The 22,831-nt window shown below is 62.7% G+C and carries 23 protein-coding genes and 2 tRNA genes; 11 read left to right on the top strand and 14 right to left on the bottom strand.

Annotation, left to right across the window (positions count from 1 at the left end):
* Positions 1–29 precede the first annotated feature (29 nt).
* On the top strand, positions 30–1,481 hold the full coding sequence (purB, locus tag D8M21_RS00285) for an adenylosuccinate lyase (RefSeq protein WP_048683877.1): 1,452 nt from the start codon (positions 30–32) through the stop codon (positions 1,479–1,481).
* A 112-nt stretch (positions 1,482–1,593) separates the two neighbouring features.
* Here purB and D8M21_RS00280 read toward each other — a convergent pair whose 3' ends face one another.
* From D8M21_RS00280 to D8M21_RS00260, 5 genes are all read right to left on the bottom strand, one after another.
* On the bottom strand, positions 1,594–2,454 hold the full coding sequence (locus tag D8M21_RS00280) for a di- and tripeptidase (RefSeq protein WP_085529125.1): 861 nt from the start codon (positions 2,452–2,454) through the stop codon (positions 1,594–1,596).
* A gap of 76 nt (positions 2,455–2,530) precedes the next feature.
* Positions 2,531–3,385 carry a spermidine synthase gene (locus D8M21_RS00275; protein WP_048683879.1) on the bottom strand — a complete coding sequence of 285 codons (855 nt, stop codon included), beginning with the start codon at positions 3,383–3,385 and terminating at the stop codon, positions 2,531–2,533.
* A complete protein-coding gene (locus D8M21_RS00270; protein ID WP_048683883.1) occupies positions 3,382–4,299 on the bottom strand; it encodes a cation diffusion facilitator family transporter in 918 nt (305 codons plus the stop codon). Before D8M21_RS00270 ends, D8M21_RS00275 begins: the two co-directional genes overlap by 4 nt.
* A 79-nt stretch (positions 4,300–4,378) precedes the next feature.
* Positions 4,379–4,717, bottom strand: a complete 339-nt coding sequence (locus D8M21_RS00265; RefSeq protein WP_321174134.1) for an acylphosphatase — start codon at positions 4,715–4,717, stop codon at positions 4,379–4,381.
* Between the two features lie 9 nt (positions 4,718–4,726).
* Entirely contained in the window at positions 4,727–5,404 is a 678-nt protein-coding gene (locus D8M21_RS00260) for an SDR family oxidoreductase (protein ID WP_048683886.1), read from the bottom strand.
* A 178-nt stretch (positions 5,405–5,582) separates the two neighbouring features.
* Here D8M21_RS00260 and D8M21_RS00255 point away from each other — a divergent pair.
* Both D8M21_RS00255 and D8M21_RS00250 read left to right on the top strand, forming a co-directional pair.
* A tRNA-Thr gene (locus D8M21_RS00255) sits at positions 5,583–5,658 on the top strand.
* 156 nt (positions 5,659–5,814) lie between these two features.
* Positions 5,815–6,666 carry an HpcH/HpaI aldolase/citrate lyase family protein gene (locus D8M21_RS00250; RefSeq protein ID WP_048683889.1) on the top strand — a complete coding sequence of 284 codons (852 nt, stop codon included), beginning with the start codon at positions 5,815–5,817 and terminating at the stop codon, positions 6,664–6,666.
* Positions 6,667–6,790: 124 nt separating this feature from the next.
* Here the strand turns inward: D8M21_RS00250 and D8M21_RS00245 are convergent, their stop codons facing one another.
* Together D8M21_RS00245 and D8M21_RS00240 are read right to left on the bottom strand one after the other, a co-directional pair.
* On the bottom strand, positions 6,791–7,540 hold the full coding sequence (locus D8M21_RS00245) for an ABC transporter ATP-binding protein (protein WP_082156921.1): 750 nt from the start codon (positions 7,538–7,540) through the stop codon (positions 6,791–6,793).
* 2 nt (positions 7,541–7,542) lie between these two features.
* Positions 7,543–8,673, bottom strand: coding sequence for an ABC transporter permease (locus D8M21_RS00240; protein ID WP_048683892.1), 1,131 nt, complete (start codon positions 8,671–8,673; stop codon positions 7,543–7,545).
* Positions 8,674–8,809: 136 nt separating this feature from the next.
* Here D8M21_RS00240 and D8M21_RS00235 point away from each other — a divergent pair, with 136 nt between their 5' ends.
* Positions 8,810–10,135: a sensor histidine kinase gene (locus tag D8M21_RS00235; RefSeq protein WP_048684131.1), complete on the top strand. Its 1,326-nt coding sequence runs from the start codon at positions 8,810–8,812 to the stop codon at positions 10,133–10,135.
* Positions 10,132–10,767, top strand: a complete 636-nt coding sequence (locus D8M21_RS00230) for a response regulator (protein WP_048683895.1) — start codon at positions 10,132–10,134, stop codon at positions 10,765–10,767. The genes D8M21_RS00235 and D8M21_RS00230 overlap by 4 nt, the downstream gene beginning before the upstream one ends.
* A gap of 8 nt (positions 10,768–10,775) precedes the next feature.
* Here D8M21_RS00230 and D8M21_RS00225 read toward each other — a convergent pair whose 3' ends face one another.
* Positions 10,776–10,970 (bottom strand): hypothetical protein, encoded by a 195-nt coding sequence (locus D8M21_RS00225; RefSeq protein WP_048683898.1) that lies wholly within the window; start codon positions 10,968–10,970, stop codon positions 10,776–10,778.
* Positions 10,971–11,098: 128 nt separating this feature from the next.
* On the opposite strand from D8M21_RS00225, the gene D8M21_RS00220 reads away from it, so the two are divergent.
* Positions 11,099–11,584 carry a MarR family winged helix-turn-helix transcriptional regulator gene (locus D8M21_RS00220; protein ID WP_238650866.1) on the top strand — a complete coding sequence of 162 codons (486 nt, stop codon included), beginning with the start codon at positions 11,099–11,101 and terminating at the stop codon, positions 11,582–11,584.
* On the opposite strand, the gene D8M21_RS00215 is transcribed toward D8M21_RS00220, so the two are convergent.
* Positions 11,581–12,570, bottom strand: a complete 990-nt coding sequence (locus D8M21_RS00215; RefSeq protein WP_048683904.1) for a TPM domain-containing protein — start codon at positions 12,568–12,570, stop codon at positions 11,581–11,583. The genes D8M21_RS00220 and D8M21_RS00215 overlap by 4 nt on opposite strands.
* Before the next feature lie 77 nt (positions 12,571–12,647).
* Positions 12,648–13,145 carry a hypothetical protein gene (locus tag D8M21_RS00210; protein ID WP_048683906.1) on the bottom strand — a complete coding sequence of 166 codons (498 nt, stop codon included), beginning with the start codon at positions 13,143–13,145 and terminating at the stop codon, positions 12,648–12,650.
* A gap of 277 nt (positions 13,146–13,422) precedes the next feature.
* Between D8M21_RS00210 and D8M21_RS00205 the strand changes: the two genes are divergently transcribed.
* Genes D8M21_RS00205 through D8M21_RS00190 form a run of 4 tightly spaced genes read left to right on the top strand, consistent with a single transcriptional unit; the run spans position 13,423 to position 16,824 of the window.
* On the top strand, positions 13,423–14,556 hold the full coding sequence (locus tag D8M21_RS00205; RefSeq protein ID WP_048683913.1) for a trans-sulfuration enzyme family protein: 1,134 nt from the start codon (positions 13,423–13,425) through the stop codon (positions 14,554–14,556).
* Positions 14,557–14,575: 19 nt separating this feature from the next.
* Positions 14,576–15,406: a transporter substrate-binding domain-containing protein gene (locus D8M21_RS00200; protein ID WP_048683915.1), complete on the top strand. Its 831-nt coding sequence runs from the start codon at positions 14,576–14,578 to the stop codon at positions 15,404–15,406.
* 13 nt (positions 15,407–15,419) lie between these two features.
* Positions 15,420–16,094 carry an amino acid ABC transporter permease gene (locus D8M21_RS00195; RefSeq protein WP_048683917.1) on the top strand — a complete coding sequence of 225 codons (675 nt, stop codon included), beginning with the start codon at positions 15,420–15,422 and terminating at the stop codon, positions 16,092–16,094.
* A complete protein-coding gene (locus D8M21_RS00190) occupies positions 16,087–16,824 on the top strand; it encodes an amino acid ABC transporter ATP-binding protein (protein WP_048683921.1) in 738 nt (245 codons plus the stop codon). Before D8M21_RS00195 ends, D8M21_RS00190 begins: the two co-directional genes overlap by 8 nt.
* Before the next feature lie 97 nt (positions 16,825–16,921).
* Here D8M21_RS00190 and D8M21_RS00185 read toward each other — a convergent pair whose 3' ends face one another.
* The 3 genes from D8M21_RS00185 to D8M21_RS00175 form a co-directional block, all read right to left on the bottom strand.
* Positions 16,922–17,149 carry a CstA-like transporter-associated (seleno)protein gene (locus D8M21_RS00185; RefSeq protein WP_126855556.1) on the bottom strand — a complete coding sequence of 76 codons (228 nt, stop codon included), beginning with the start codon at positions 17,147–17,149 and terminating at the stop codon, positions 16,922–16,924.
* Positions 17,146–19,434, bottom strand: a complete 2,289-nt coding sequence (locus D8M21_RS00180; protein ID WP_048683923.1) for a carbon starvation CstA family protein — start codon at positions 19,432–19,434, stop codon at positions 17,146–17,148. Before D8M21_RS00180 ends, D8M21_RS00185 begins: the two co-directional genes overlap by 4 nt.
* 86 nt (positions 19,435–19,520) lie before the next feature.
* Positions 19,521–20,585 (bottom strand): NAD(P)H-quinone oxidoreductase, encoded by a 1,065-nt coding sequence (locus D8M21_RS00175; protein ID WP_048683925.1) that lies wholly within the window; start codon positions 20,583–20,585, stop codon positions 19,521–19,523.
* 112 nt (positions 20,586–20,697) lie between these two features.
* Here D8M21_RS00175 and D8M21_RS00170 point away from each other — a divergent pair.
* A tRNA-Ser gene (locus tag D8M21_RS00170) sits at positions 20,698–20,788 on the top strand.
* A 592-nt stretch (positions 20,789–21,380) separates the two neighbouring features.
* Here D8M21_RS00170 and D8M21_RS00165 read toward each other — a convergent pair.
* Positions 21,381–22,817 (bottom strand): FAD-dependent oxidoreductase, encoded by a 1,437-nt coding sequence (locus D8M21_RS00165; protein ID WP_048683927.1) that lies wholly within the window; start codon positions 22,815–22,817, stop codon positions 21,381–21,383.
* Positions 22,818–22,831: the final 14 nt, after the last annotated feature.

The following is a 22,831-nucleotide window of genomic DNA, read 5'->3' as shown; positions in this document are numbered from 1 at the left end:
GCGAAGCCGGAGCGTGCCACAATAAGGCCATGGCCAATTCCTCAGAGAAAACCTCCCTGTCCACAACGACCCTGCCGAATGGTCGCCGGAGTCTCACCGACGTCTCGCCCGCGATCGCTTTGGGGCCCCTTGACGGTCGCTATCAGCCGCAAACGGCGCCCCTCGTGGATTACCTCTCGGAGTCCGCGCTCAACCGCGACCGCGTTCACGTCGAAGTCGAGTGGTTCATCTACTTGAGTAAAAATTCCGTTCTCCCTGGCCTGGAGCCCCTCACGGCGGAGCAGGAATCTGGGTTGCGGAGCTTGGTTACCGAGTTCGACGGCGAGTCCATCCGCGAATTGGCCGACATCGAGGCGGTCACGGTTCACGACGTTAAGGCAGTCGAGTACTTCATCGGGCGACGGTTGGAAAGCCTGGGATTGGGCCACTTGACCTCGCTCGTCCATTTCGGATGCACTTCCGAGGACATCAACAACCTCTCCTACGCCGTCGGCATTCGCGACGCTGTTCGAGACGCGTGGCTGCCCGCAGCCCGGGAGCTCACCGACATGGTGGCCTCCCTCGCCGAATCCACCCGGGATATCCCCATGATGTCGCGCACCCACGGTCAGCCCGCGACGCCCACCACGCTGGGCAAGGAAATGGCCGTGCTGGCCTACCGACTTCAACGCCAGCTTCGCCACATCGAGAACCAGGAATTCCTCGGCAAGATCAATGGGGCCACGGGAACCTACGCGGCCCACATGGCGTCGGCACCCGAGGTTGATTGGGAGGCCGTCTCCCGCGGATTCGTTGAGTATCTGGGCCTCACGTGGAACCCCTTGACCACGCAGATCGAGTCCCACGACTGGCAGGCCGAGCTGTACTCGACCATGGCGCACTTCAACCGGATTCTGCACAACCTGTGCACCGACGTGTGGTCATATATTTCCATCGGCTACTTCCGCCAGATCCCTGTAGAGGGCGCGACCGGCTCGTCCACAATGCCTCACAAGATCAACCCGATCCGTTTCGAGAATGCCGAAGCCAACCTCGAAATCTCCTGCTCGCTCCTGAACACGCTCTCCGAAACCCTCGTGACCTCGCGGTGGCAGCGCGACCTGACGGATTCGTCCTCGCAGCGGAACATCGGCGTCGCATTTGGGCACTCGATGTTGGCGATCTCGAACGTCGTGAAGGGCCTGGCCAAGCTCGACGTCGCGGAGGAAGTTCTGGCCGCCGACTTGGACCGCAACTGGGAGGTGCTCGCCGAAGCCATTCAAATGGTGATGCGTGCGGAATCCATTGCTGGCGTCGAGGGCATGGACAATCCCTACGAGCGCCTCAAGGAATTGACCCGCGGGCACCGCGTGGATCAGCAGCGGCTCATTGAGTTCGTTTCCGGGCTAGGCCTCTCCCCCGAGGCCGAAGAGCGGCTGACGAGTCTCACGCCGGCGAGCTACAACGGCATCGCCTCCCAGCTAGTCGACCACTTGCGGTAAATCACCACCGAGAATAATGACGCAGGGCATCGGCCACACCCGTGGTCGATGCCCTGCGTCGATATGTTTGCCCGCCAGAACGAGGCGGGCGCCCCTTGAGACGACGAGACCCTTAAGATTCCTTCTCGGAGGATTCCTCGGCTTGATCTCGCTCTGCCTCAGCGGCTTTCCCCGCGGGGAGATCCCCGGCTAGGGCTTGAGCTTTCTTCTCTTCCTTCGGATCCTCAAATTTGGGAGCACGGCCGTCTAATTGGACGCTGTCCGGGAAGGTCTTCGGGGCCTCACCAAAGGCCTCCTTGGTGGATTTGATGACCTGGCGGCCCAAGGCCAAGTTTGCTCCGCCGCCCACGACGGCGCCGATGCCGAAGGGCAGGGCACGTCCGAGCATGGCGCCGGACTGACGCGTCAGGAACCTCTTGATGAACATGTTGCGGATGGTTCGGGAGACGCTGAAGGTCTTGCCGTCCTCCTTGCCAAGCATCAGCCCCCACTTATTGCTGACGCCGGCGGCTCGACCCGACTGGCCCATGATCTGCTTCATGAGCACGGCGCCGTCTTCGCCGAGCATGAGGGCCATGACCATCGTGCGGGCCTTTTCGGGTTCGTCCACGTGCACACCGTAGAGCTCAGCCATCGACTGCGCGTAGATGGCGGTGCGCTCCAAATAGCCGCCGACGGCGACGAACGACAAGCCCACGGAGGTAACCGTTCCGATGCCCGGGATGAAAGCGGATGCACCGATGGCGCCGCCACCCAGGGTGACGTCTCGAAGATACAGACGCTCCAATCGATGAGCGATCTGCTCCGGAGTCTCGTCCGGATGCTTCTTGCGGATTTTCTTGAGGGCAGTGACCACCAAGGGACGCTGGGCGCGGAGCACGGAGTCCAGCGCTTTATTCAAGGCAGGCTTGGGCTGCCCGTTATCGTCGAAGGCGTTCTTCATTGCGGAATCAAAGGGGAGCTTCGGTGCCATGCCTTCATCTAACCACGGGTGACCTGGATTCTTGAGGCACTTAGCCGAGAGCGCACCGCAGCCGCGGAAGGGAAAATCAGCGATGCATCTCTCGAAGCCGTCCAACAAATTCTTGGGTCTGCGCGGGGTCGAGGACGGCTCCCGGATGGGGGCCTGCGGCTCGCCAACTCTCGGCCCGCGCGGAGGCGTCCAGCATTCCAGGTCCCGCCGCGAGGATCAGATTTCCTTCCCTCCGACCGCTGGTCATCGAGCTATCCGTCAAGACCCACGCGCCGGACTGCGCACCCAACCTCGGATCCCGCCACGTGGCCTCCGCGAGGGCCTCGGCCTGACGCGCAAAGAACGCGAGCCCGGGGTCGTCCCCAACATTCACGAGCACCACGCCGCGTTCAGAAAGCAACGGGAGAATTTCGGCGTAGAACTCCTGGCAGGCCAGGTGCTCGGGCGAATCTCGGCCGGAAAAGATGTCCAGGACTACGACGTCGAACCCTTCACCCTCCGCGAGCCCGGCGATTCGAGCGAGGTCGGGCAGGGCAGCTCGGGCGTCGTCGGTGACTCGGGCCAGCCGGGTTCCTTCCGGCAACGGCAACTCACGGGTGACCAGGCTCAGGAGTTCGCGTTCAATCTCCACGGCGACCTGCCGGGAACCCGGGCGTGTGGCTTGAATGTATCGAGGGAGGGTCAGGCCGCCCGCACCCAGGTGGGCAGCGGTGATCTGTTCCCCTTCAGGAGCAACGGTGTCCACCACGTTGGCGATGCGGCGCAGATACTCGTAGACGATGCGCTCGGGATGGTTCAGGTCCACGTGCGACTGCTCGACCCCGCCGATCTCGAGAACATACCCGCGTTCGCTGAAGCCGTCCGGGAGAATCATCGCCCCGAGCCCAGACCACGAGAGTTGGACGCTTCGCGCTCTATCCTGGCCCGTCATACGGTGAATTCTTCTTCCTCGTGGCGATAGTGGCTCTGCGGTTCAAGCTGAATCGTCGAGTGGGCGATGGAGACGTCAAAGTGCTCGGAAATGCAATTCTGAATCTCGCACAGAAGCTGCGCGCTGTGCCCGTCGTCGAAGCAACCGTCCTGAACCACCACGTGCGCCGTCAGAACGGGCAGATCCGTGGAGATCCGGCTCGCATGAAGGTCATGCACCGTCACGACGTGGGGATGACGCTCGATGTGCCGTTTAACCTCGGCAATGTCCAGGCCCGGCGGCACCGATTCGAGGAGCATGCTCACGGACTCTCGGAGAATCACGAGGGCTCGAGGAATGATCATTAGGCCAATCACGATGGCGACGACGGCGTCGGCCTGCATCCACCCGGTCAGAGCGATGATGGTCGCGGCCACCAGTACAGCGACGGATCCCAGGGCGTCGTTGATGACTTCCAAGAAGGCGGCCTTCATATTGAGGGATTTCTCCCCACCAAACAGCACCACGATGGCCGCGATATTCCCCAGGAGACCCAGCGCACCGAAGACGATCAGTTCCAGGTCGGCGACGGGTTGCGGTGTCACGAACCTTTGGATGGCTTCGACGATGACCACGATGCCGACGACGATCAACACGGTCGCCTGCACCGCGGCCGCCAATACTTCCACGCGTTTCCAACCCCACGTGCGGTGGTCGGTGGCGGGCCGCTCCATGAGGACCGCGGCCCACAGGGCCATGCCGAGCCCCGCGGCGTCCGTCAACACGTGGACCGTGTCGAAAAGCAGAGCCAATGAGCCCGTCACGGCGGCACCGATCAGTTGCACCACGAAGAGCGACAGCGAGATGCCGAAGGCAATCGACAGCCGCTTTCTGCCCGCGCCGGGGCCGTGATGGTGGTCGTGCGCATGTCCCATGGAACACCGTCCTAACACATAAGCTATTACTTATATATTAGCGTGCCCGGTGGTTCTCCGGAACCCCCAGTCAAGCCGGTTATTTCACACCGAATTGCTGGAATTCGCCCGTAGGTTCCGGGTCTTCGCGCTCGATCGAGCTGACCTCGCCTGCCGTATCACCGGAGTTCAAGGCCTCCCAGAGCGCGTCGATGCCGGATCGGGCACCTTCGGCCACGATCCACACGCGGCCGTCTGACAGGTTTTCTGCGAACCCCACGAGCGCGTTCTTTCGTGCCACGCCTCGGGTCCACCACCGAAAACCTACGCCCTGGACGCGGCCCGAGACCCACACTTCGAGCCGGGCCTCGGGCATCGCCCCGGTCGCGCCGCCGTCGCGATCATTCGAGCGGCCGCGCAGAGAATCCATCCATCCCATGACCGCCCCTTAGGCCAGCTGGTCGGTCACGGAGTCGTCACGCAAAGCTTCCGAGATGGGAGTGTCACCATCTGTGAAGGGGAACGCCTTGCGGATCGTGCCGTCGTCTTCGACGACCGCGGCCAGCACGCGTGCGACATTGGCTCGCGAGGCCTTGACGCCCTGGGGATCCGTGGTGATCGAGATGGCACCCGTGGGCTCATCCAAGGACAACGCCGTGGGGCCCACCAGGGTCCAGTCGAGGGAGGATTCGCGCAGGTGCTGATCCGCCTCGGCCTTGGACTGGGCGTACGAGTAGAAGTCGTCGTCTTCGGGCACGCCGTGGTCGAAGGAGGCTCCGAGGTAGGAAACCATGATGTAGCGCTGGACGCCGGCCTTCTCGGCACCGTCCATAGAACGGATCGCCGCGTCGCGGTCGACCTTCCAGGTGCGCTCGGGATCACCGCCGCCGACGCCCGCCGACCAAATCACGGCGTCGAAGTTGTGATCGCGGAACAACTCACCCATCTGCTCGGTCGAAAGGTCCATGACGTCCTTGACGAGCGCCTGTGCACCCGTGCTTTCGACGTCGCTGGTCTGGTCCGGATTACGAATGATCGAGGTGACCTGATGGCCCGCTTTCACGAGCAAAGGTGCCGTCAGCATCGCGATCTTGCCGTGTCCACCGATAATGCCAATGTGTGCCATGTTCGTCTCCTTCGTCATGAGATCTGCGGTCTGTGGCTATAACCATGGCACCGCTCGTTTTATGCCGAAACCCCTACACGCAATTCAGGTCACACAAGTTGGTGAGGACGGCACTCCGTCTGCTACAGTGACATTCGCGCAAAGACGCGGTCACGACAGTGTGCCGCACCAAGCGCAGGCCTCCTTAGCTCAGTCGGTAGAGCGTTTCCTTCGTAACGAAAAGGTCGCCGGTTCGATTCCGGCAGGGGGCTCCAACTACGCACGAGACCCCGGAACACTCACGTTCCGGGGTCTCGTGCGTTGTGGGGAACGGAACTTTTCCCGGCACGCCGCAGATTTGCCACAATAGGGAGAAGAAACCTAGTACCGCTGGGACAGAACACCAGGACTACACAGAGCTGAGGTTGACCGTGACCACCACCTACCACCGCAACGAACGAGCAGCGAACCTTCCTGCACGTCTTTCCCGCTCATGGCTCCTCACCTCGGCATCCAACGAGGACTCCTTCGAGCCAAATTACGAGTCCGAAGCCGACTCGATCATCCTGGACATGGAGGACGCCGTCCCCGCCGAACGCAAGGAAGAGGCTCGGGAACGCGTCGTCTCCGCCCTCAATGACGGCATGCGCGCGTGGGTCCGGATCAACGACATCACCACGGACTACTGGGAAGGCGACCTCGCGGCCCTCTCCAAGGCGAAGGGCCTCCGCGGCATCGTGTTGGCCAAGACGGAACATCCCCACCACGTCACTCGCACCGCGATGATGTCTCGGGCCGGCACGCCCGTCATCGCGCTCATTGAGTCCGCCATCGGAATCGTCAATGCCGTGGACATCGCCCGAGCGCCCGGAACTTTCCGTTTGGCCTTCGGCATGGGTGACTACCGCAAGGACACCGGCATCAGCGACGATCCGATGGCCCTGGCGTACGCACGGTCGGCGCTCGTGGTTGCCTCCCGCGTCGGCGAGCTCCCCGGACCGATCGACGGCCCCGCCAATGGCGTGGACGAGAAGGGACTGATGGACGCCTGCCGCACCACCGCGTCGATGGGCATGACCGGCAAGCTCACCCTCAATCCCGATCAAACCGAAACCATCAACCGCGGCCTCGCCCCCAGCGAAGAGGAAATCTCGTGGGCCCGCGAGATGCTCGAACGCGAAGAAGGTGGAGCGGTACCCAAGGATGGCTCCTACCTCCCCCGCTTGGCGCGTGCACGCAAGGTCTCCGAACTCGCGCAGACTTACGGAATGTGGGGACGCTAACCACGGAGCCACGGCGCGGCGTCGCGCGACGCCGTTGTCAAACGCACGAGGGGCGGGTCGGAATGTCCGACCCGCCCCTCGTGCGTTTATGGGTTCATCCGCACGGAACCCGTCCGGGCACCGTTTAGGAGAGCTTGCCGTCCCTCATGGTGACGACTTCATCCATGTGGTCCAGCAATTCCGTCTCGTGAGTGACCATCACGGTCGCGACGTTGAATTCTCGCGTCACCTCACGGAGCAGCTCGACGACCTCCAGCGAGCGCTCGTGGTCGAGGGCCGAGGTGGGCTCATCCGCGAGCAGCAGCACCGGATCCCCCATCAGCGCCCGAGCGATATTCACGCGTTGCCGCTGCCCACCGGAGAGCTGATGCGGACGGCGGTCGCCTTGTCCCTCCAGGCCCACGCGGGCCAACAGTTCGTCGGCGGCGTCGTGGCGCTTCTTGAGCTCACGACCCCGAATCCCGCGAATGTGGTCCGCCACCAGAAGCTGCTCCCGAGCGGTCAGGGAAGGAATCAGGTTCGGTTGCTGGAAGACGACGCCGATCTCCTCGCGCCGCAATCCGGCCCGATCCTTCTCCGAGGCGCCGACCGCTTCGTGACCGTTGATGCGCACGGACCCGCTCGTCGGTGAGACCAAGGCACCGGCCACCGCCAGCAAGGAGGACTTACCGGACCCGGACTCGCCCACCAGCGCGGTCATCGTCCCGCGCTCGGCACGGAAACTCACGTGGTCGAGGGCCGTGACGGTCCGCGGAGTTCCATCTGCGGTCGTTCCATCCGGATATTCCAGGGTCACGTCGGACATTTCGAGGGCGGAGCCGTCGCCACGGACTGCGGAGCGGCCTGCTACGTGTTCTGCGGTGTGCGTCGACATGTTTAGTTGCCTCCTAAGGCGATCAGCGGATCAATTTTGGCGACCTTGCGCACCGCAAGGAGCGAACCGAGCATTCCGAGGACCCAGATCCCGGCTGCGGGTAGAAGGGTGTTGGCGGCATTGAGCTGGAACGGCACTCCGTTCTGGGCGAGCCAGCCCAATCCGGCTCCCAGTCCGAGGCCAACCAGGGCACCGACCGCGAGGACGATAGCGGCCTGTCCCACGGCGTCCCGGATGAGGTACTTGCCACCGGCTCCTAGAGCCCGCAGGATCGCGATGTCCCGGGTTCGTTGGATGGTCCACACGGTCAAGAAGGAGACCGTCACCAGGGCGGAGATTCCGTAAAGGAAAGCCTGCATGGTCAGGAGCGAGCTGTGCTCCGATGAATAGGCGGGCAAACCTGAGAAGGAATCCTTGACCTTCGAGACGACCGTCTTGGACTCGTCTGCGGCGTTCTTCCAGCCGTCCTGATCCAGGTTGCCGTTGACCGCGAGAGCGGTTCCCACCACGGCGTCGTCGCCCGAGGACTGCACGTGGGCCACCTGCTGCCAGCCGGCGGTATTCATCCACGCCACGGGGCTGTGGCTGTAGTACTCGTCGGGCACCACACCTGACACCGTGAAGTCCTGCCCAGAAATGCTGACCTTCTTGCCGACGGAAGCACCTTGGTCGTCGGCGATGGACTGAGAAACGACGACGTCGTGATCGCCCACATCGGTGGTCCCGTCCACCGCCGCGCCCACCGCGTTCTTGACGATGTCCCCATTCGGAACACCCAAGACCGCGGCGCCGGCGCTACCGTCGGCCGCCAGCTGCGTCTGGGTAAAGCCGACCGGTGTCGCTTGGGAAACGCCGTCGGTGGAGGACCAGTCGTGAACCTGCTTTTCGGTGATTTGCGAGGCGGAGTAGTCGACCTTTGGATCCTCGGCGGCTCCGCTCGAGTTCCCGGCCACCGGCGCACCGAACGCGAAGCGATCCGGTCCCAAGGCCGTGAGGGCCGAAGTATTTTGTGAGGCGAGGCCGCCGGTCAGACCCGTGAGCATGACCAAAAGCAACGTGATCAGGCCGACGACCGAGCCGATCAGCGCAAACCTCCCCTTGGCGTAGAAGACGTCTCTGATTCCGACGAACATCGTGTTTCCTTCCGAGTGGATTTCGTTGGTACCCACTCTTCCGGCCCGGCCTCGCGCGCACATCGAGAGGAAGGGTGAACCTGCGATCAACCGTTCGGTTGATGCCCCCAGCACGACGCACGGCTACAGTACTGACGTGAGCACTTCGTCATCCGAGAGGCCCCGCACTGGGCAGAACCGCGTCCTGCAGTTCCTCCGTGTCGCCTTGCACGTCATGTTCGCTTTCTTGCTGATCTTCGGCCTGGCACGGTACATCTGGGGGTCCTCGGACACGCCCGACGCCGCCCCGGTCACCTGCGCCGTCGCCGCCTCAATGCTGCTGGGCGCCGTCTACCTGGTGGGGACCGTCTGGGAAAACCGGTACGCCCGGGCGTTGAGGGCGGGCCGACGCCAACCGCAAGACACCCCGCGCCGCTTCGCCCCCTGGTGGCTCGCGTGCGTGGCCCTTCTATGGCTCGCCCTATTGCTGATTTCGGGAAACTTCGTGTGGGTCGCATTCCCGCTCATGTTCCTGTTCTTGCACTTACTCAAGCCGTGGCAGGGCGTCGCCGCCGTCGTCGTGTTGTGGTTGCTCGCATCCCTTGTGCCGATCGCTCAGCTCATCCGGGCCGGCGCGGCCGACCGCATCAACGTCGGCAGTCTTCTGGGACCGTTCCTCGGCGCGGTTCTGGCGATCATCATCTTCACGGCGTACCGGGCCCTTCACGACGAAGCGTTGCACCATCGGCACGTTGCTGAGGCCCTTCGTCTGGCTCAGGCCGAATTGGCCGACAAGGAGCACCAGGCCGGCCGGCTCGAGGAGCGGGAGCGGCTCGCGCGGGAAATTCACGACACGGTAGCCCAAGGGCTTTCCTCCATCGTGCTGATGTCCCGAGCCACGTCCACATCGCTTGCCGCGCAGCGCACCGAAGAAGCCGCCGCCCGTCTGGACGCCATCGGCCAGACGGCCGCCGAAAGTCTCGAAGAGGCACGCCGGTTCGTTCGCGACCTCTCCTCCCCAGAACTCAATGAATCGGTGGTCGCGGCGCTGGGCACCATTTGTCAACGCACCGAGGAACGCGCCGCTGCCTCTGGAAAGGCGCTGCGGTGTGATCTGAGAATCGAGGGCGGCGATACCGATTCCCTGCCAGAACCCGTCAGTTCGGCGTTAGTCCGAGCGGCCCAAGGCAGCTTGGCCAATGTGCTCGAACACGCCCACGCAAGCATCGCCGTCGTGACCCTCGCGGTGTGGGACGCCGAGGTGACCCTGGACGTTTTCGACGACGGCCGCGGATTCAACCCCGAACGCGTGGCTCCGAACGAGTCCTCCCGCGGCTACGGAATCCACGGTTTACGACGCCGCCTGGAAACGTTGGGCGGAAGTCTCAGCATCGATTCATCACCCGGCGACGGCACCGTCCTCGGAGTCCGCATCCCCCTGACCTCGGCACATGCGCCGACCCCAACGACAGGAGAAGCATGAGCTCAACCGTCAAGGTCCTTCTCGTGGACGATCATCCCGTGGTTCGTGCGGGGCTTCGCGCCCTGTTGAACGGCTTCGAGGAGGTCGCCGTCGTCGCCGAGGCTGGCGACGGCGAGACAGCGTTGCGAGAAGAAGAGCGGCTCCGCGGCACGGAGGACGCCGTGGACCTGGTCGTCATGGACATTCAGATGCCGACCATGGATGGCATCACCGCGACGTCGAAGTTCAAGGAGCGCTCCGGGCCTCCCGTGCTAATCCTCACGACCTACGACACCCAGGCGGATATCGTGGCCGCGGTGCGCGCCGGGGCCCTGGGCTACCTGCTCAAAGACGCCCCGGAAGAAACCCTGAGGGAAGCCGTGGTGAACACCGCCGCGGGCAAGACGACGCTCGCTCCCGAGGTCAGCGCCGCCCTCATGGCCACGATGCACGATCCGGCCCGTTCGCTCTCCGAGCGTGAGACCGAGATCCTTCGGCTGCTGGCCACCGGGAAAAGCAACCGGGAGCTTGCCAAGCAGCTCTTCATCTCGGAGGCCACCGTCAAGACGCACTTGGTGCACATCTATGGAAAGCTCGGCGTCGAAAACCGCACCTCGGCCATCGCCAAAGCGCGAGAAAGCAAGCTGATTTAGGGGCTGAATTATCCTTGGGTTCCGTCCGCCGAACGCTGTTCGTGGAGGGCTTTGCGACGTTCGTATTCCCGCTTCAACCGTTGCCGCGGATCGGACTGCGCGCTCCCCTGGGCGGGACCCACGAAGATGAGCATGGTCCTGACCAATCGATTCTGAATTCGGAATCCCCAGGAGAAGGAATCTTTTCTGTCTTCGCGGCTCATGGCAACCTTTCAATGCTTTGTGCACAAAATGATTGTGCACAAAGCATTGTACACAACGTATTCTTAAGCTCCAGCCCAGTTTTGGGCCACGACGGGCCTACGATGGGTCCGCAGCACGACTCCAAAGGATGAGGGGACACACGATGCACGGGCAAGATCTCCCGGAAGAAGACCCCTTAGCTTTAGAAAGCCAGGTGTGCTTCGCCCTCACCTTGGCCTCGCGGAGCGTGATCGCGGCCTACCGTCCCGTGCTCGAACCGATGAACCTCACGCACCCGCAGTATTTGGTCATGCTTGCCTTGTGGGAACACTCCACGCTCTCCATCAAGGAACTCGGAAGACATCTCAGCATCGACTCGGGAACCCTCTCCCCGCTGCTGAAACGCCTCGAAGGTCACGGCTACATTTTCCGCAAACGCAGCCCCGACGACGCTCGGACCGTCAAAATCTCCCTCACGGAGAAAGGCAAAGAACTCCGCAAGGAGGCCGAGAAGGTTCCCGGCACCATGATGAAACGGTTGGGAATGGACGAGGCCGAGGTCAGGGCCCTACATGCCTCCATGATGAAAGTCATCGCCGCGGCCCAGAACCCCTCGGATCCAGGCGACGCTTAGAAGCTTCCGCTCGCGCCGCCGCCGGAGAAGCCGCCGCCACCGCCAAAAGATGAGCCGGACGTCGAAGAGTCCGAACCGGGCGACGAACCCGCTCCGCTATACATCCCGGGGCTACTCACATAGAGCGGCAACCATGCAGCGAAGCTCGGCGCGTACTGGGTCGTCACCTCGGGATCATCCTCTGGGTCGAGCTCGCGGCCCTCCCGACGGGCTTTCTCCTTGCGACGTTCCCGTTCCTCAAAGTCGGCCGGTTGGTGCCGATGGTAGGAACGGTACTTCCGAAAGGCCCGACGCTGCTCCTTCGTCACCTTTTCGCCGGGATGGGATCGCTCGTACTCGGCGATTTCACGGTCGGCGCCTTTCCTGATCTTCCGCTCCCGACGGATCGCCCACAGCACCACTACGGCTGCCATCAACACGAGGCCACCCGCGATGAACCACCCGTAGTTTCGCGCCCAAAACCCGCGATCCGAGCCCACCGCGTGGACACCGTTGGCGTCGTCGTAAATCGCGGTGGTGGTGTCCGTCAGCGCCTGGCTCGGATGGTCGTCCTTGAGGCCGGGATCGAGAATGTCATCGAGCACCGTTTGCGCGTCGTCATCCGTGAAGGTCTTCTTGAGGCCGTCGGCGACTTCAATGCGCGTGTGACGATCCTTCATGTCCACGGCGATGAGTGCGCCGTTGTCCTTGCCGTGGTCACCGACACCCCAGTGGCTGGCCGTATCTTTCGTCCAGTCTTCCCAGTCGCCGTCCACGCCGTCGACGGTCACGATGGCCACTCGCGCGCCGTCGCCGTCGTTATTGCGCCGGTCGATCAGCTCGTTGAGCTTCTTCTCTTCGTCCGAAGACAAGATATCGGCGGCGTCGGAGATATTGCCATGGCTGGGCCGATCCGGCACGGCGGTCTTCTCCCCGCCACAAGCCGACAGGACAAAGAGGGCTACACACAGTAAAAGGGCGCCCAAGAATGATCGCTTCCGAAGCATGGTGGTTCCTTCTCGGTTCGAAATACGTCGCCCTCCAAGGATAGAAGGCGTTCGTCAGGGAACCGGGAATTGCCGCGTTAAGCAGCCGTGTGACCGTCCGAATTGTGAGCCCCAGACTGCGCGGCACGGAGGATTCGAGCGGCTTCGGCCACGCGCTCCTCGACCATCACGACGCGACGCTCGACCGATTCCGCTGCGGCCGCCCCCTTCGCTCTCGCACCGTCGCATCGCATCATCGCCAGGGCCTCGGCGCATTGAGCCAAGGCATTCCCGGCCTTGGACAGCTCCCGGTGGAGGTCCGAATAGTAGCCCTCGGGCGACGCCGGAATATCCATGGTTTCGCTCGGGGCGCTTCGCTGAGCACTCGTGGCTATAGCGCGCACTTCGGGAAGGAGATCTGCGAGACGGTTGGCCGAGGGCACGAGGACATCGAGGACTTCGTCGTCGTTAAAGCGCTCCAAGATTTGGTGAAAACGGTCCAGGCCGCGGCGGAACCTGTCGTGGGCGCGGCGCCAAACTCCCTGACCCATGTCCGCACTGTCTCGACGTCCTTGCACGAAGTCTTTGAGTCCCACGAGCTGCCCCTCCTTCCGACCGTCCAGGTTAGGTATACCTCACCAGAATACAGGTATTTCGTCTTATTGACACCCTGTCACTTTAATTCTCGGCACACATGATGTGGTCATGTGCGATGCTCACTGTGTAGAGGTAAGGCGCGAGCTCCGTCACACGGCGGATCTTCAGCTCGTCGCAACCTGACGTCATACAAGAGGTTCCGGAGGAATTTTCCGACGCCGAACGGCCTTTGAACTGTCAGACTTCTCATCTCCACACCTCGAAGGGATACCCACCATGGCAGGTTTTACCACTCGCACGATTCATGCGATCGAAGAGATCGATAAGGGGGCCGTCACGCCCCCGATCTACACGGCCTCGACCTTCCTTCAGCCCACCGAAGGCGGGGAAGGCGAATATGAATATCAGCGAGGCGGCAACCCGACGCGCGACGCCGCACAGGCCACGTTGGCCTCGTTGGAAAACGCCCAGCACTCTTTCCTGTACGCGACCGGCATGGCCGCCACCGCAGCAGCCCTGGGAACCCTGCGTTCGGGCGACACCGTTCTGATGAACCTTCCCGTCTACGGCGGCAACTACCGCTTCGCGACCATCGAGTTGCCCAAGCGCGGCGTCGAACACCGTTTCCTGCAGGACCCCAATTCGCTGACCGACGAGGACTTTGACGACTCGGTCAAGGCCGTCTTCCTGGAGACCCCCGCCAATCCGACCTTGCGCGTTTCGGACATCCAGCGCATCGCCGAACTGGCTCACCGCAACGGCGCCATCGTGATCGTGGACAACACCTTCCTCACCCCGTACCTGCAGCGTCCGCTGGACCTCGGAGCGGACATCACCGTGCAGTCCGCGACCAAATACCTGGCCGGTCACGGAGACCTTCTGGGCGGCGTCGCATCCACCAACGACGATGCCCTGGCCGAGGAACTCTTCAAGGCCCAGCTCATTTCCGGCGGTATCCTCTCCCCCATCGACTCCTACCGATTGCTCCAGAACGTCAAGACGCTGGCGCTGCGTATGGACCGTCAGCAAGAGAACGCTCGCAAGATCATCGACTTCCTCGAGCAGCACCCGGCCGTCGCCGCAATTCACACACCTGGTTCCTACAACGATGCCGAGGCCGAGATTCAACGACGTCAGGCGGACGGGCCCGGCGCGGTATTTTCCATGGAGCTCGCGGAAGGCAAGGACGTTCGGGCGTTCTTGGGCCGCCTCTCGGTCTTCGGATTCGCCGTCAGCCTTGGCGGCATCGAGTCCCTGCTCTGCTTGCCGGCGAGCATGACCCAGGGCGCCTACGCCGATGAAGACCTCGCCCGATCCGGCATTGCCGAGAACCTCATCCGCGTCGCGGTGGGCATTGAAGACGCCGAGGATCTCATCGCTGACCTTCGCCAGGCCCTCGATGCCGCATAACAGCCAGAGGAGAACCACGATGACCCCACCCACCAGACGGCGGGTGCTCGGCATGGCAGGGCTCGGCGCACTCAGTTCAGTGTTGGCGGCGTGCTCTTCCGGGGAATCCTCCTCGAGCTCCGGAACCTCCGGGACCGACCTCGCGACGATTCAACGCAATGGAACCGTGCGCATCGGCATGGAAGGCACATTCCGGCCGTACGGTTACCACGACGCCTCCGGCCAGCTCGTCGGTTTCGAGAAGGAAATCGGTGACCTGATCGCTCATGATTTAGGGGTCAAGGCACAGTACGTAGAAACCCAGTGGGACTCGTTGATCGCGGGTGTCAATGCCGGACGGTACGACCTCATCATCAACAATCTCTCGGCCACCGACGAGCGCAAGGCACAATTCGATTTCTCGATTCCTTATGCCGAAAGCCAGGGAAAGGTGGGAGTCGCGAAGGATTCGCCCCTCAAGTCCACCGATGAGATCGCCGGACATTCGGCGGCCCAGACCGAGACCTCGAATTTCGGCCAGGAGATGGCGGCTGCGGGCGCCAATCTGGTGCCCGTGACCGGCTTCGACGAGGCCGCGATGTTGGTTTCTTTTGGCCGCGTGGATATGACCGGCAACGACTTCGTGACCTTCCAGGCGTTCTTCGAACAACGTCCCGACCACAATCTCCGATTGCTCGACGGCAACCTCGGCGACCCCTCGGAGGCCGCCGTGCTGATGGGAAAGGGCCAAAAGGAGCTGAAATCCGCCATCGATCGATCCTTGAAAACCCACCTGGACAACGGCGATCTGAAGAAGATCTACGAGAGGTACGTCAAAACGGACCTCACTCCCCCGACTACTACCTCGTGAGCTAGGCGCACCCATGAATGACATTCTGAATCTCTGGGCACAGTCTCTGCCCCAGCTATTGATGGCGACCATCAAAGTCACCATCCCCCTGAGCATCATCGCGTTCATCCTTGCGTTGATCGTCGCGGTCTTGGCGACGTCGATGCGCATGGGCCGCGTCGTCGTCTTGCAGTGGATCTCCCGCTTCTACGTGTGGCTCTTCCGCGGAACGCCCATCCTGGTGCAGCTGTTCATCATCTTCTACGGGCTCCCGGCCATCGGCATCACGCTCTCGGCGTGGACCTCGGCGATTATCGCGTTCACCCTCAATACGGGTGCCTACGCTGCGGAAACGCTCCGCGCCTCCGTGCAGTCCATTCCGCGCGGGCAGTTGGAGGCAGCCAAGACCCTGAATTTCACGAGCTGGCAGACCCTTCGACACGTGATCGCCCCGCAGGCCATGCGCATTGCGCTCCCGCCGTTGGGTAACGACCTAATCGACCTCGTCAAGGGCACCTCCCTCGTCATGGTCATCACGTTGTCCGATGTGTTCCAGGTAGGCCGTCAGATCGCCGCCACGAATTTCCAGCCGCTCGCGCTGTACATGGAAGTTGCGGTCATCTACTTGGTGATCTTCACGATCCTCTCCTTCATCCAGAGCCGCGTCGAAAAGGCATCCTCGCGCTACGTCAGGAGCACCAATGCTTGAGCTAAACACCGTGTCCAAGAGCTACGGGGAAAACACCGTGCTGGACGACGTCGACCTGCGCATTCGCGACGGCGAAACCACCGTGATTCTGGGCCCTTCGGGCTCCGGTAAGTCGACTCTCCTACGCATCATGGATCTGCTCGAGGTCCCCGAATCCGGTTCCCTGCGCATCAACGACGACGCCGTGACCTTCGGCGGACGCATCAGTGACGCACAGATCCGCTCCATACGCCGTCATTCGGCGATGGTTTTTCAGGGGTACAACCTGTTCCCCAACCACACTGTGCTGAAAAACGTGGCCCTCCCGCCGGTGCTCAACGGCAAACTCTCGGCGTCAGAGGCCGACGAACGCGCGCGTCAGTTATTGGACAAGGTGGGATTGGGCGAGAGATTGTCCGAGTACCCGGACAACCTCTCGGGCGGCCAGCAGCAGCGCGTGGCCATCGCCCGCGTCTTGGCCCTGGCCCCGGATTATCTGCTCTTCGATGAGCCCACCTCGGCGTTGGATCCCGAACTCGAGGCGGAGGTCATCAAGGTCCTGGTGGACCTGGCGCACGAGAACCGCTCGCTGATAGTAGTCACGCACAATATCGCCTTCGCGCAGAAGGTCGCCGACCGAGTGATATTCCTCGACGACGGGCATATCGGTTACGACGGCGCCCCCGCCGAATTCTTCGCGTCAGATAACGAGCGTATCCGCCGTTACCTGAGCACCTTCTCGGCGATCTAGACCGTTCCCGACGCACAACAAATAGGGCGTGTGCCCGCGAGTTCTCGCGGTGCACACGCCCTATTTCCGTCCGGTCACTGGCCTGTGCTGGCGTCGTCTAGCAACACCGTGCGCCGGGATGAGATTCCTGATGGTCGGTCAGCGAACGCCAATACTGCCTCTCGCTCAGGGGCGGTTCGATGCACCCAGAGCGCCGGTGATAATCCAGGTACCGTTCGTACTTGTCGGCCCCTAAAACACCCGAGGCAAACCGCGCGACGGCCGACGACCTCAAGCGTTCGATCACCCTGAGCTTCGGGTTTCGCTGTTCCTTGAAATCCGTCATGATGCTCGCCCCGCCGGAATGGCTTCGGGTGTTTCAGACTGGCCCGCCGAATACGCCGCCCACTCTTTTTCCAAGGCACGTTCGGCCTTTGAGGGGATGAGCCCCGAGGGCGCGTAGATGTGCGACTCGACGAACGGATCTTCGTGGTCCTGGCCGCGATGGCCCGAGAACGCGCGAACGGTCACGATCACCGCCGTCACGACCACGATCAGGGTCAACACCACAAACAAGATGGACAGCGACCCCTGAACGAAGGTATTCCGGACCACGGCTTCGATTTCGGCCGTCGATTTGGCGGTGCCGAATTTCTCGGCGCCCGAGTCCAAAGCGTCCTTGGCCGCGGAGTAATTCGCCCAATAGCCCACCTTCGGATTGCTGGAGAAGATCTTCTGCCACGAACCCACCACGGTCACGACGACGTCAAAGGCCAGCGGGAGCACTATGATCCACAGATACTTGAAGCGCCCCTTCCGGGCCGCAATCGCGAGGCAAACCGCCAGGCCTACCGCCGCGAGCAATTGGTTGGCGATGCCGAACAACGGGTAGAAGGTATTGATTCCGCCGAGGGGATCCGTCACGCCGAGGATGAGGATCGACCCCCAGCCGAGCACCATCACCGCGGTGGTCAGCCACGCACCGGGCCGCCAGCGAGGATCGCGGAACTTCGGCATGAAGTTACCCAAGGTATCCGAGAGCATGAACCGTGACACGCGAGTTCCGGCGTCGACGGCGGTCAGGATGAAGAGCGCCTCGAACATGATCGCGAAGTGGTACCAGAAGCTCATGAGATTCAGTGAGGGAATCATGGAGTGCATGATCCCCGCCATACCCACGGCCAAAGTGGGTGCGCCGCCGGTTCGCGAAACGATGGTGGTTTCGCCCACGCCCTGCGCCGTCGCACTGAGCTGATCCGGCGAGACGTCCACGCCCGTTAGGCCGAGGGAGTTCACGAAAGCCGCGGCACCCTCGACGGTTCCGCCGGTGGATCCGGGACCGGAATTCATGGCGAAGTAGATGCCGCGGTCCACGGTGATGGCGGCAACCAACGCCATGATGGCCACGAAAGATTCCATGCACATGCCGCCGTAGCCGATGAACCGCGCCTGACGTTCCTTCTCGACCATCTTGGGGGTGGTTCCGGAGGCGATCAGCGCGTGGAATCCGGAGAGGGCGCCGCAAGCAATCGTGACAAACAGGAACGGGAAGAGAGACCCGGAGAACACCGGTCCGTCCGAGCGGGAGGCGAATTCGCTGAAGGCCGGGACGGAGATCTCCGGGCGAACCACGATGATTCCGACGGCCAAGAGGATGATGGTGCCGACCTTCATGAAGGTCGAGAGGTAGTCCCGAGGGGCCAGCAAGAGCCAGACGGGCAGGACCGCGGCGATGAAACCGTAGATGATGACGAACCATGCCAGCGTCACGCGGTCCAGGGTGAACAGCTGCGCACCCAACTCGGATTGGCCGACCCAACCGCCGACGATGATCGCGGCCATCAGCAAGACGAAACCGATGAGCGAAATCTCCATGACCTTACCGGGCCGGATATACCGCAGGTAGACACCCATGAAGAGGGCGATCGGAATCGTCATACCGACGGAGAACACGCCCCACGGCGACTCACCGAGCGCGTTGACGACCACCAGCGCGAGGATCGCGGTAATGATGATCATGATGGCGAGCGTCGCGATGATGGCCGCATAACCGCCGACGACGCCGAGTTCCTCGCGGGCCATCTGCCCCAGTGAGCGTCCCCCGCGACGCATCGAGAAGAACAGCACCAGGTAATCCTGGACTGCCCCGGCGAGAATCACGCCGGCAATAATCCAGATGGTTCCGGGCAGGTACCCCATTTGAGCGGCGAGCACCGGCCCCACCAAGGGACCCGCCCCAGCGATCGCGGCGAAGTGGTGCCCATACAAGACCCGACGGTCTGTGGGCATGTAGTCCTTGCCGTCTTCGTTGTACTCGGCGGGGGTGGCCCGTCGGTCGTCGGGCTTCAGGAGTTTGCGCTCGATGTACTTCGAATAGAAGCGGTAGGCGATGAAATAGCTGCACACCGCCGCGAAGACGAACCAGATGCCGTTGACGGTTTCCCCGCGCACGAGCGCGACCATGACCCAGCTGAATCCGCCCACGAGCGCAATCAGGATCCAGACCAGGACCTTTTTCCACGTCCACGTGGAATGTTCTTTCTCCAGAACGTCGGGGTCAACGTGATTTGCCGGCTCCTCGACCTTGGGTCTGGTCGGGGAGCCGGCCGCGTTGGCAGGTGTGCTGCTCATCGTGAGCCTCCAATGCCTCGGTGATGTGAGTGAAAATGCGATTCAAATCATCATGACATATGAGGAGGGACACTAATTGAACTATTTCAGCTCATCACCACCACGGTCTTGCCGCGTTGCTCGGGTGAATCGAAGTATTCGTGGGCGGCAGGAACGTCGTCGAAAGCAAAGCGCTTTTCCACGGCCGGATTGATCAGCCCGTCGGTGATCAGTCGCCAGACCGTACCCGCCATCAGCCGCAAGATCTCGCCCTTTTTCTCCGAGGTGCGGGCCCGAAGAGTGGTCCCGCGAACCGTCGCCCGCTTGCTCATGAGGGCGGCCAAATCCATGTTTCCGTGGCGTCCGCCCTGCACCGCGATCACGGTCAGCAACCCATTGAGGCTGAGCGAGGCCACGTTGCTTTCAAGGTATTCGCCGCCGACGACGTCGAGAATCGCCCGAACTCCCTCGCCGTTGGTCTTTTCCTGGATGACTTCGGCAAAGTCCTGCTCGCGATAGTTAATGACCACGGCCCGGCCCAGCGTGCGCGGGGCGTTCTTGGCCGCGTTGGCCTCGTCTTGCCGGGCGAGAAGGTTCTCGACCCACTCGACCTTTTCCGCACTGCCCACGGTGGTGAACACGTGATAACCGAGGGCCCGGCACAGTTGAACGGCGTGTGCGCCGATGCCGCCGGTCCCGCCGTGAATGAGTACCGACTGTTCGCCGTCGCGCTTTTGAGGCCCATCCGGGTTGAGTCCGCCGGGGCCGAAGAGGTTCGACCACACGGTCGCCGCGACCTCGGGCAAAGCCGCGGCCTCCTCCAATTCGATATTGGCCGGCGCGGGGAGCACCTGCGCCTGGTCCACGACGACTTGCTCGGCATATCCGCCCCCAGCCAAGAGAGCCACGACCTTCTGCCCCTCCTTGAGGAACGATGTGCGAGCGGCTTCCTCACCCAGCGTGCGGATCGTCCCCGAGACTTCCAGGCCATAAATAGTGGATGCCCCTTCCGGAACGGGGTACTTCCCCTGACGCTGCATGGCGTCGGCCCGGTTCAGCCCGGCGGCGACGACGTCGATCAACACATCCTGCGGCCCCAATTCAGGGGTCGACACCTCCGAAGCCGTCAGGACCTCGGGCCCGCCGTGCTCGCTTTCAACGAATGCCTTCATGCGTCACCTTTCATCGTGAGGTCTACGCCTTAGACAAGGCATAGGACCGAGCGGTAAGATCTACAATCGTGCTCAGGGAGCATCCCCAGTCTAGGGATGTCCCCTCTGTCGAGGAAGCTTGTCCGAGCGGCCGAAGGAGCCGGTCTTGAAAACCGGTGTGCGGTAACCCCGTACCATGGGTTCAAATCCCATAGCTTCCGCCAACGTTGAGGCCCCCGGGTCCCTGATGTTTCAGGGTTCCGGGGGTCTTTTTTTGTGTTCCGGGGCGGCCAGATTCGGGGTGGGGGGGCGGCGGTTATCCGTTTTGGTGGCGTTAGCCCGTATCGGCGGTAGTGGCCCCATCCAGTGGCGGTTGCCTCGCCCCGCGGTGGCGCTTACCCGCTTCGGCGGCGGTTACCCAATTCGGAGGTGCCCACCGCTATTAGGTGACGGTTAAAGCACCACCTAATAGCGGTAGGCGCCACCAAAGCGGGGAAACCACCCCCGAACGACGACGCCCAGCCACCCACCAAACGCGGGTAAACGCCACGGTAGCCGGGCAAGCCCCACTAAAGAGCCGCTCCCCGTCAACGACCGGCGCGGGCCAACGTCACATAACCCGGGAAACCGCCCCCTGAGAGCCGCTTCCCGCCAACCAGACCGAGGACGACCAGCAACCCCCGATGGGAAACCCCCACCAGATAGCCACTTCCCGCAACTAAGCAGCCGGGAACCGCCACCCAATAGCCGGTTTCCCACCAAAGACCCCGTTTGCCCGCTCGGTTCGCGGGGCGGGGCGCCGACGTCGTCGGCAAGTTAGATCTGCTGGAGCAGACCGTTGAACCCTTCGGTCGTCGACGGGTGGGTGTAGATCGCGTCGCGCAATGCGGTGTAGGGCAACTGGTGCTTCATGGCGAGGGTCACCGTGTTGATCACTTCCTGGGCATCGATGCAGAACAACGTGGCACCCAGGATCTGTTCGGTCTTCCGGTCCACGACCACCTGCAGGAATCCACGCGCCTCGGCGACGGCCTTCGGGCGGGGCATCACGGCGATATCCGCGACCTTGGCCCGCGCGACGGCGACATCCCACCCTTCTGCTTCAGCCTTTTGACGGGCGTCCTTTTCGGAGAGGCCAACCCGGGCAAACGGCGGCGTCAAGAACGTGCAGTTGGGAACCGGCCCGCGATTCGCCAGTGAACGGCCAGTTTCCCCCTTGCCGGCCAGCAGCTGATCCTTGACGATGCGGTGGTCGTCGTAGGACACAAAGGTGAATTGCGGTCCGCCGTTGACGTCGCCCACCGCCCACACGTTTTTCGCGCTGGTGCGCAGGAAGTCGTCGACGACGACGCCGCGCGGACCCGTCTCCACGCCCGCGGCTTCCAGGCCCAAGCCCTCCGTCCGCGGCACTCGACCGATGGAGATCAGCAACGCATCGACCTCGAGAGCCTGTGCTTCGCCGTCGACGTCCAGGTTGAGCGTGAGCGGCGCCTCCGTGGACTGCGGGGCATCAACCGACGTCAGCGACGTGCCGAACAGGAACCGCACGCCATTTTGCGTCAAGACCTCTTCGATGGCTTCGGAGGCTTCTGAATCTTCGTGCGGAACCAGGCGGTCCTTACCGTTGAGAACCGTGACCTCTGAGCCGAACTTCGCGTACATATTCGCCAGTTCCAGGCCAATGAAACCGGCGCCCAGCACGGCCATCCGGCGTGGAAGCGCGTCGCGGTCGATCAATTCGGTGCTGAACAGCACGCGAGGATCCTCCACCGGGTTCTCCGGCAGGCCATCGATGGTGGGGACTCGAGGCGTGGCTCCCGTATTGATGATGACGTTCTCGCCGGTGACCTCCAGTTCGTCGGTTCCCGCAGTGACCTTGATACGACGTTCGCCCACGAATTCCGCGCGGCCGTCGATGACCACGGCCCCAGGCTTCTCGACCATGGCGAGGTTTGCGGCATTCATCTTCTTCCGGAGCGCTTTCTTCCGCTCCATGGCCGAGGAGTAGTCGTCTGGGCCGGTCGCGGATCCTGGGGCCACCGCGGAGTGAAGGTCAGCGTCGTGCAGCAAAGTTTTCGTGGGGACGCAACCAATGTTGATGCAGGTGCCTCCGTACATGGCCGGGGATTCCTCGATGAGCGCGACGCTACGGCCCGCATTCGCCAGGCCCATCGCCAAGGTCTTGCCCGCCTTCCCAAACCCAATGACGACCGTGTCAAAGTGGGTAGATTCGACCTGATCCAGAGTAGTCATGCGTTGTTCCCTTC

It is taken from the genome of Kocuria sp. HSID16901, assembly GCF_003989425.1.
GTDB classification, from domain to species: domain Bacteria; phylum Actinomycetota; class Actinomycetes; order Actinomycetales; family Micrococcaceae; genus Rothia; species Rothia massiliensis.
This window is presented reverse-complemented; position numbering and strand designations above follow the sequence as displayed.

Bases quoted from the DNA above. Each gene is read 5' to 3' on its own strand.
- purB (WP_048683877.1), top strand. From the start codon at position 30: ATGGCCAATTCCTCAGAGAAAACCTCCCTGTCCACAACGACCCTGCCG.
- D8M21_RS00280 (WP_085529125.1), bottom strand. From the start codon at position 2,454: ATGGCACCGAAGCTCCCCTTTGATTCCGCAATGAAGAACGCCTTCGAC.
- D8M21_RS00275 (WP_048683879.1), bottom strand. From the start codon at position 3,385: ATGACGGGCCAGGATAGAGCGCGAAGCGTCCAACTCTCGTGGTCTGGG.
- D8M21_RS00270 (WP_048683883.1), bottom strand. From the start codon at position 4,299: ATGGGACATGCGCACGACCACCATCACGGCCCCGGCGCGGGCAGAAAG.
- D8M21_RS00265 (WP_321174134.1), bottom strand. From the start codon at position 4,717: ATGGGATGGATGGATTCTCTGCGCGGCCGCTCGAATGATCGCGACGGC.
- D8M21_RS00260 (WP_048683886.1), bottom strand. From the start codon at position 5,404: ATGGCACACATTGGCATTATCGGTGGACACGGCAAGATCGCGATGCTG.
- D8M21_RS00245 (WP_082156921.1), bottom strand. From the start codon at position 7,540: ATGTCGACGCACACCGCAGAACACGTAGCAGGCCGCTCCGCAGTCCGT.
- D8M21_RS00240 (WP_048683892.1), bottom strand. From the start codon at position 8,673: ATGTTCGTCGGAATCAGAGACGTCTTCTACGCCAAGGGGAGGTTTGCG.
- D8M21_RS00230 (WP_048683895.1), top strand. From the start codon at position 10,132: ATGAGCTCAACCGTCAAGGTCCTTCTCGTGGACGATCATCCCGTGGTT.
- D8M21_RS00225 (WP_048683898.1), bottom strand. From the start codon at position 10,970: ATGAGCCGCGAAGACAGAAAAGATTCCTTCTCCTGGGGATTCCGAATT.
- D8M21_RS00220 (WP_238650866.1), top strand. From the start codon at position 11,099: ATGAGGGGACACACGATGCACGGGCAAGATCTCCCGGAAGAAGACCCC.
- D8M21_RS00215 (WP_048683904.1), bottom strand. From the start codon at position 12,570: ATGCTTCGGAAGCGATCATTCTTGGGCGCCCTTTTACTGTGTGTAGCC.
- D8M21_RS00205 (WP_048683913.1), top strand. From the start codon at position 13,423: ATGGCAGGTTTTACCACTCGCACGATTCATGCGATCGAAGAGATCGAT.
- D8M21_RS00200 (WP_048683915.1), top strand. From the start codon at position 14,576: ATGACCCCACCCACCAGACGGCGGGTGCTCGGCATGGCAGGGCTCGGC.
- D8M21_RS00195 (WP_048683917.1), top strand. From the start codon at position 15,420: ATGAATGACATTCTGAATCTCTGGGCACAGTCTCTGCCCCAGCTATTG.
- D8M21_RS00190 (WP_048683921.1), top strand. From the start codon at position 16,087: ATGCTTGAGCTAAACACCGTGTCCAAGAGCTACGGGGAAAACACCGTG.
- D8M21_RS00185 (WP_126855556.1), bottom strand. From the start codon at position 17,149: ATGACGGATTTCAAGGAACAGCGAAACCCGAAGCTCAGGGTGATCGAA.
- D8M21_RS00180 (WP_048683923.1), bottom strand. From the start codon at position 19,434: ATGAGCAGCACACCTGCCAACGCGGCCGGCTCCCCGACCAGACCCAAG.
- D8M21_RS00175 (WP_048683925.1), bottom strand. From the start codon at position 20,585: ATGAAGGCATTCGTTGAAAGCGAGCACGGCGGGCCCGAGGTCCTGACG.
- D8M21_RS00165 (WP_048683927.1), bottom strand. From the start codon at position 22,817: ATGACTACTCTGGATCAGGTCGAATCTACCCACTTTGACACGGTCGTC.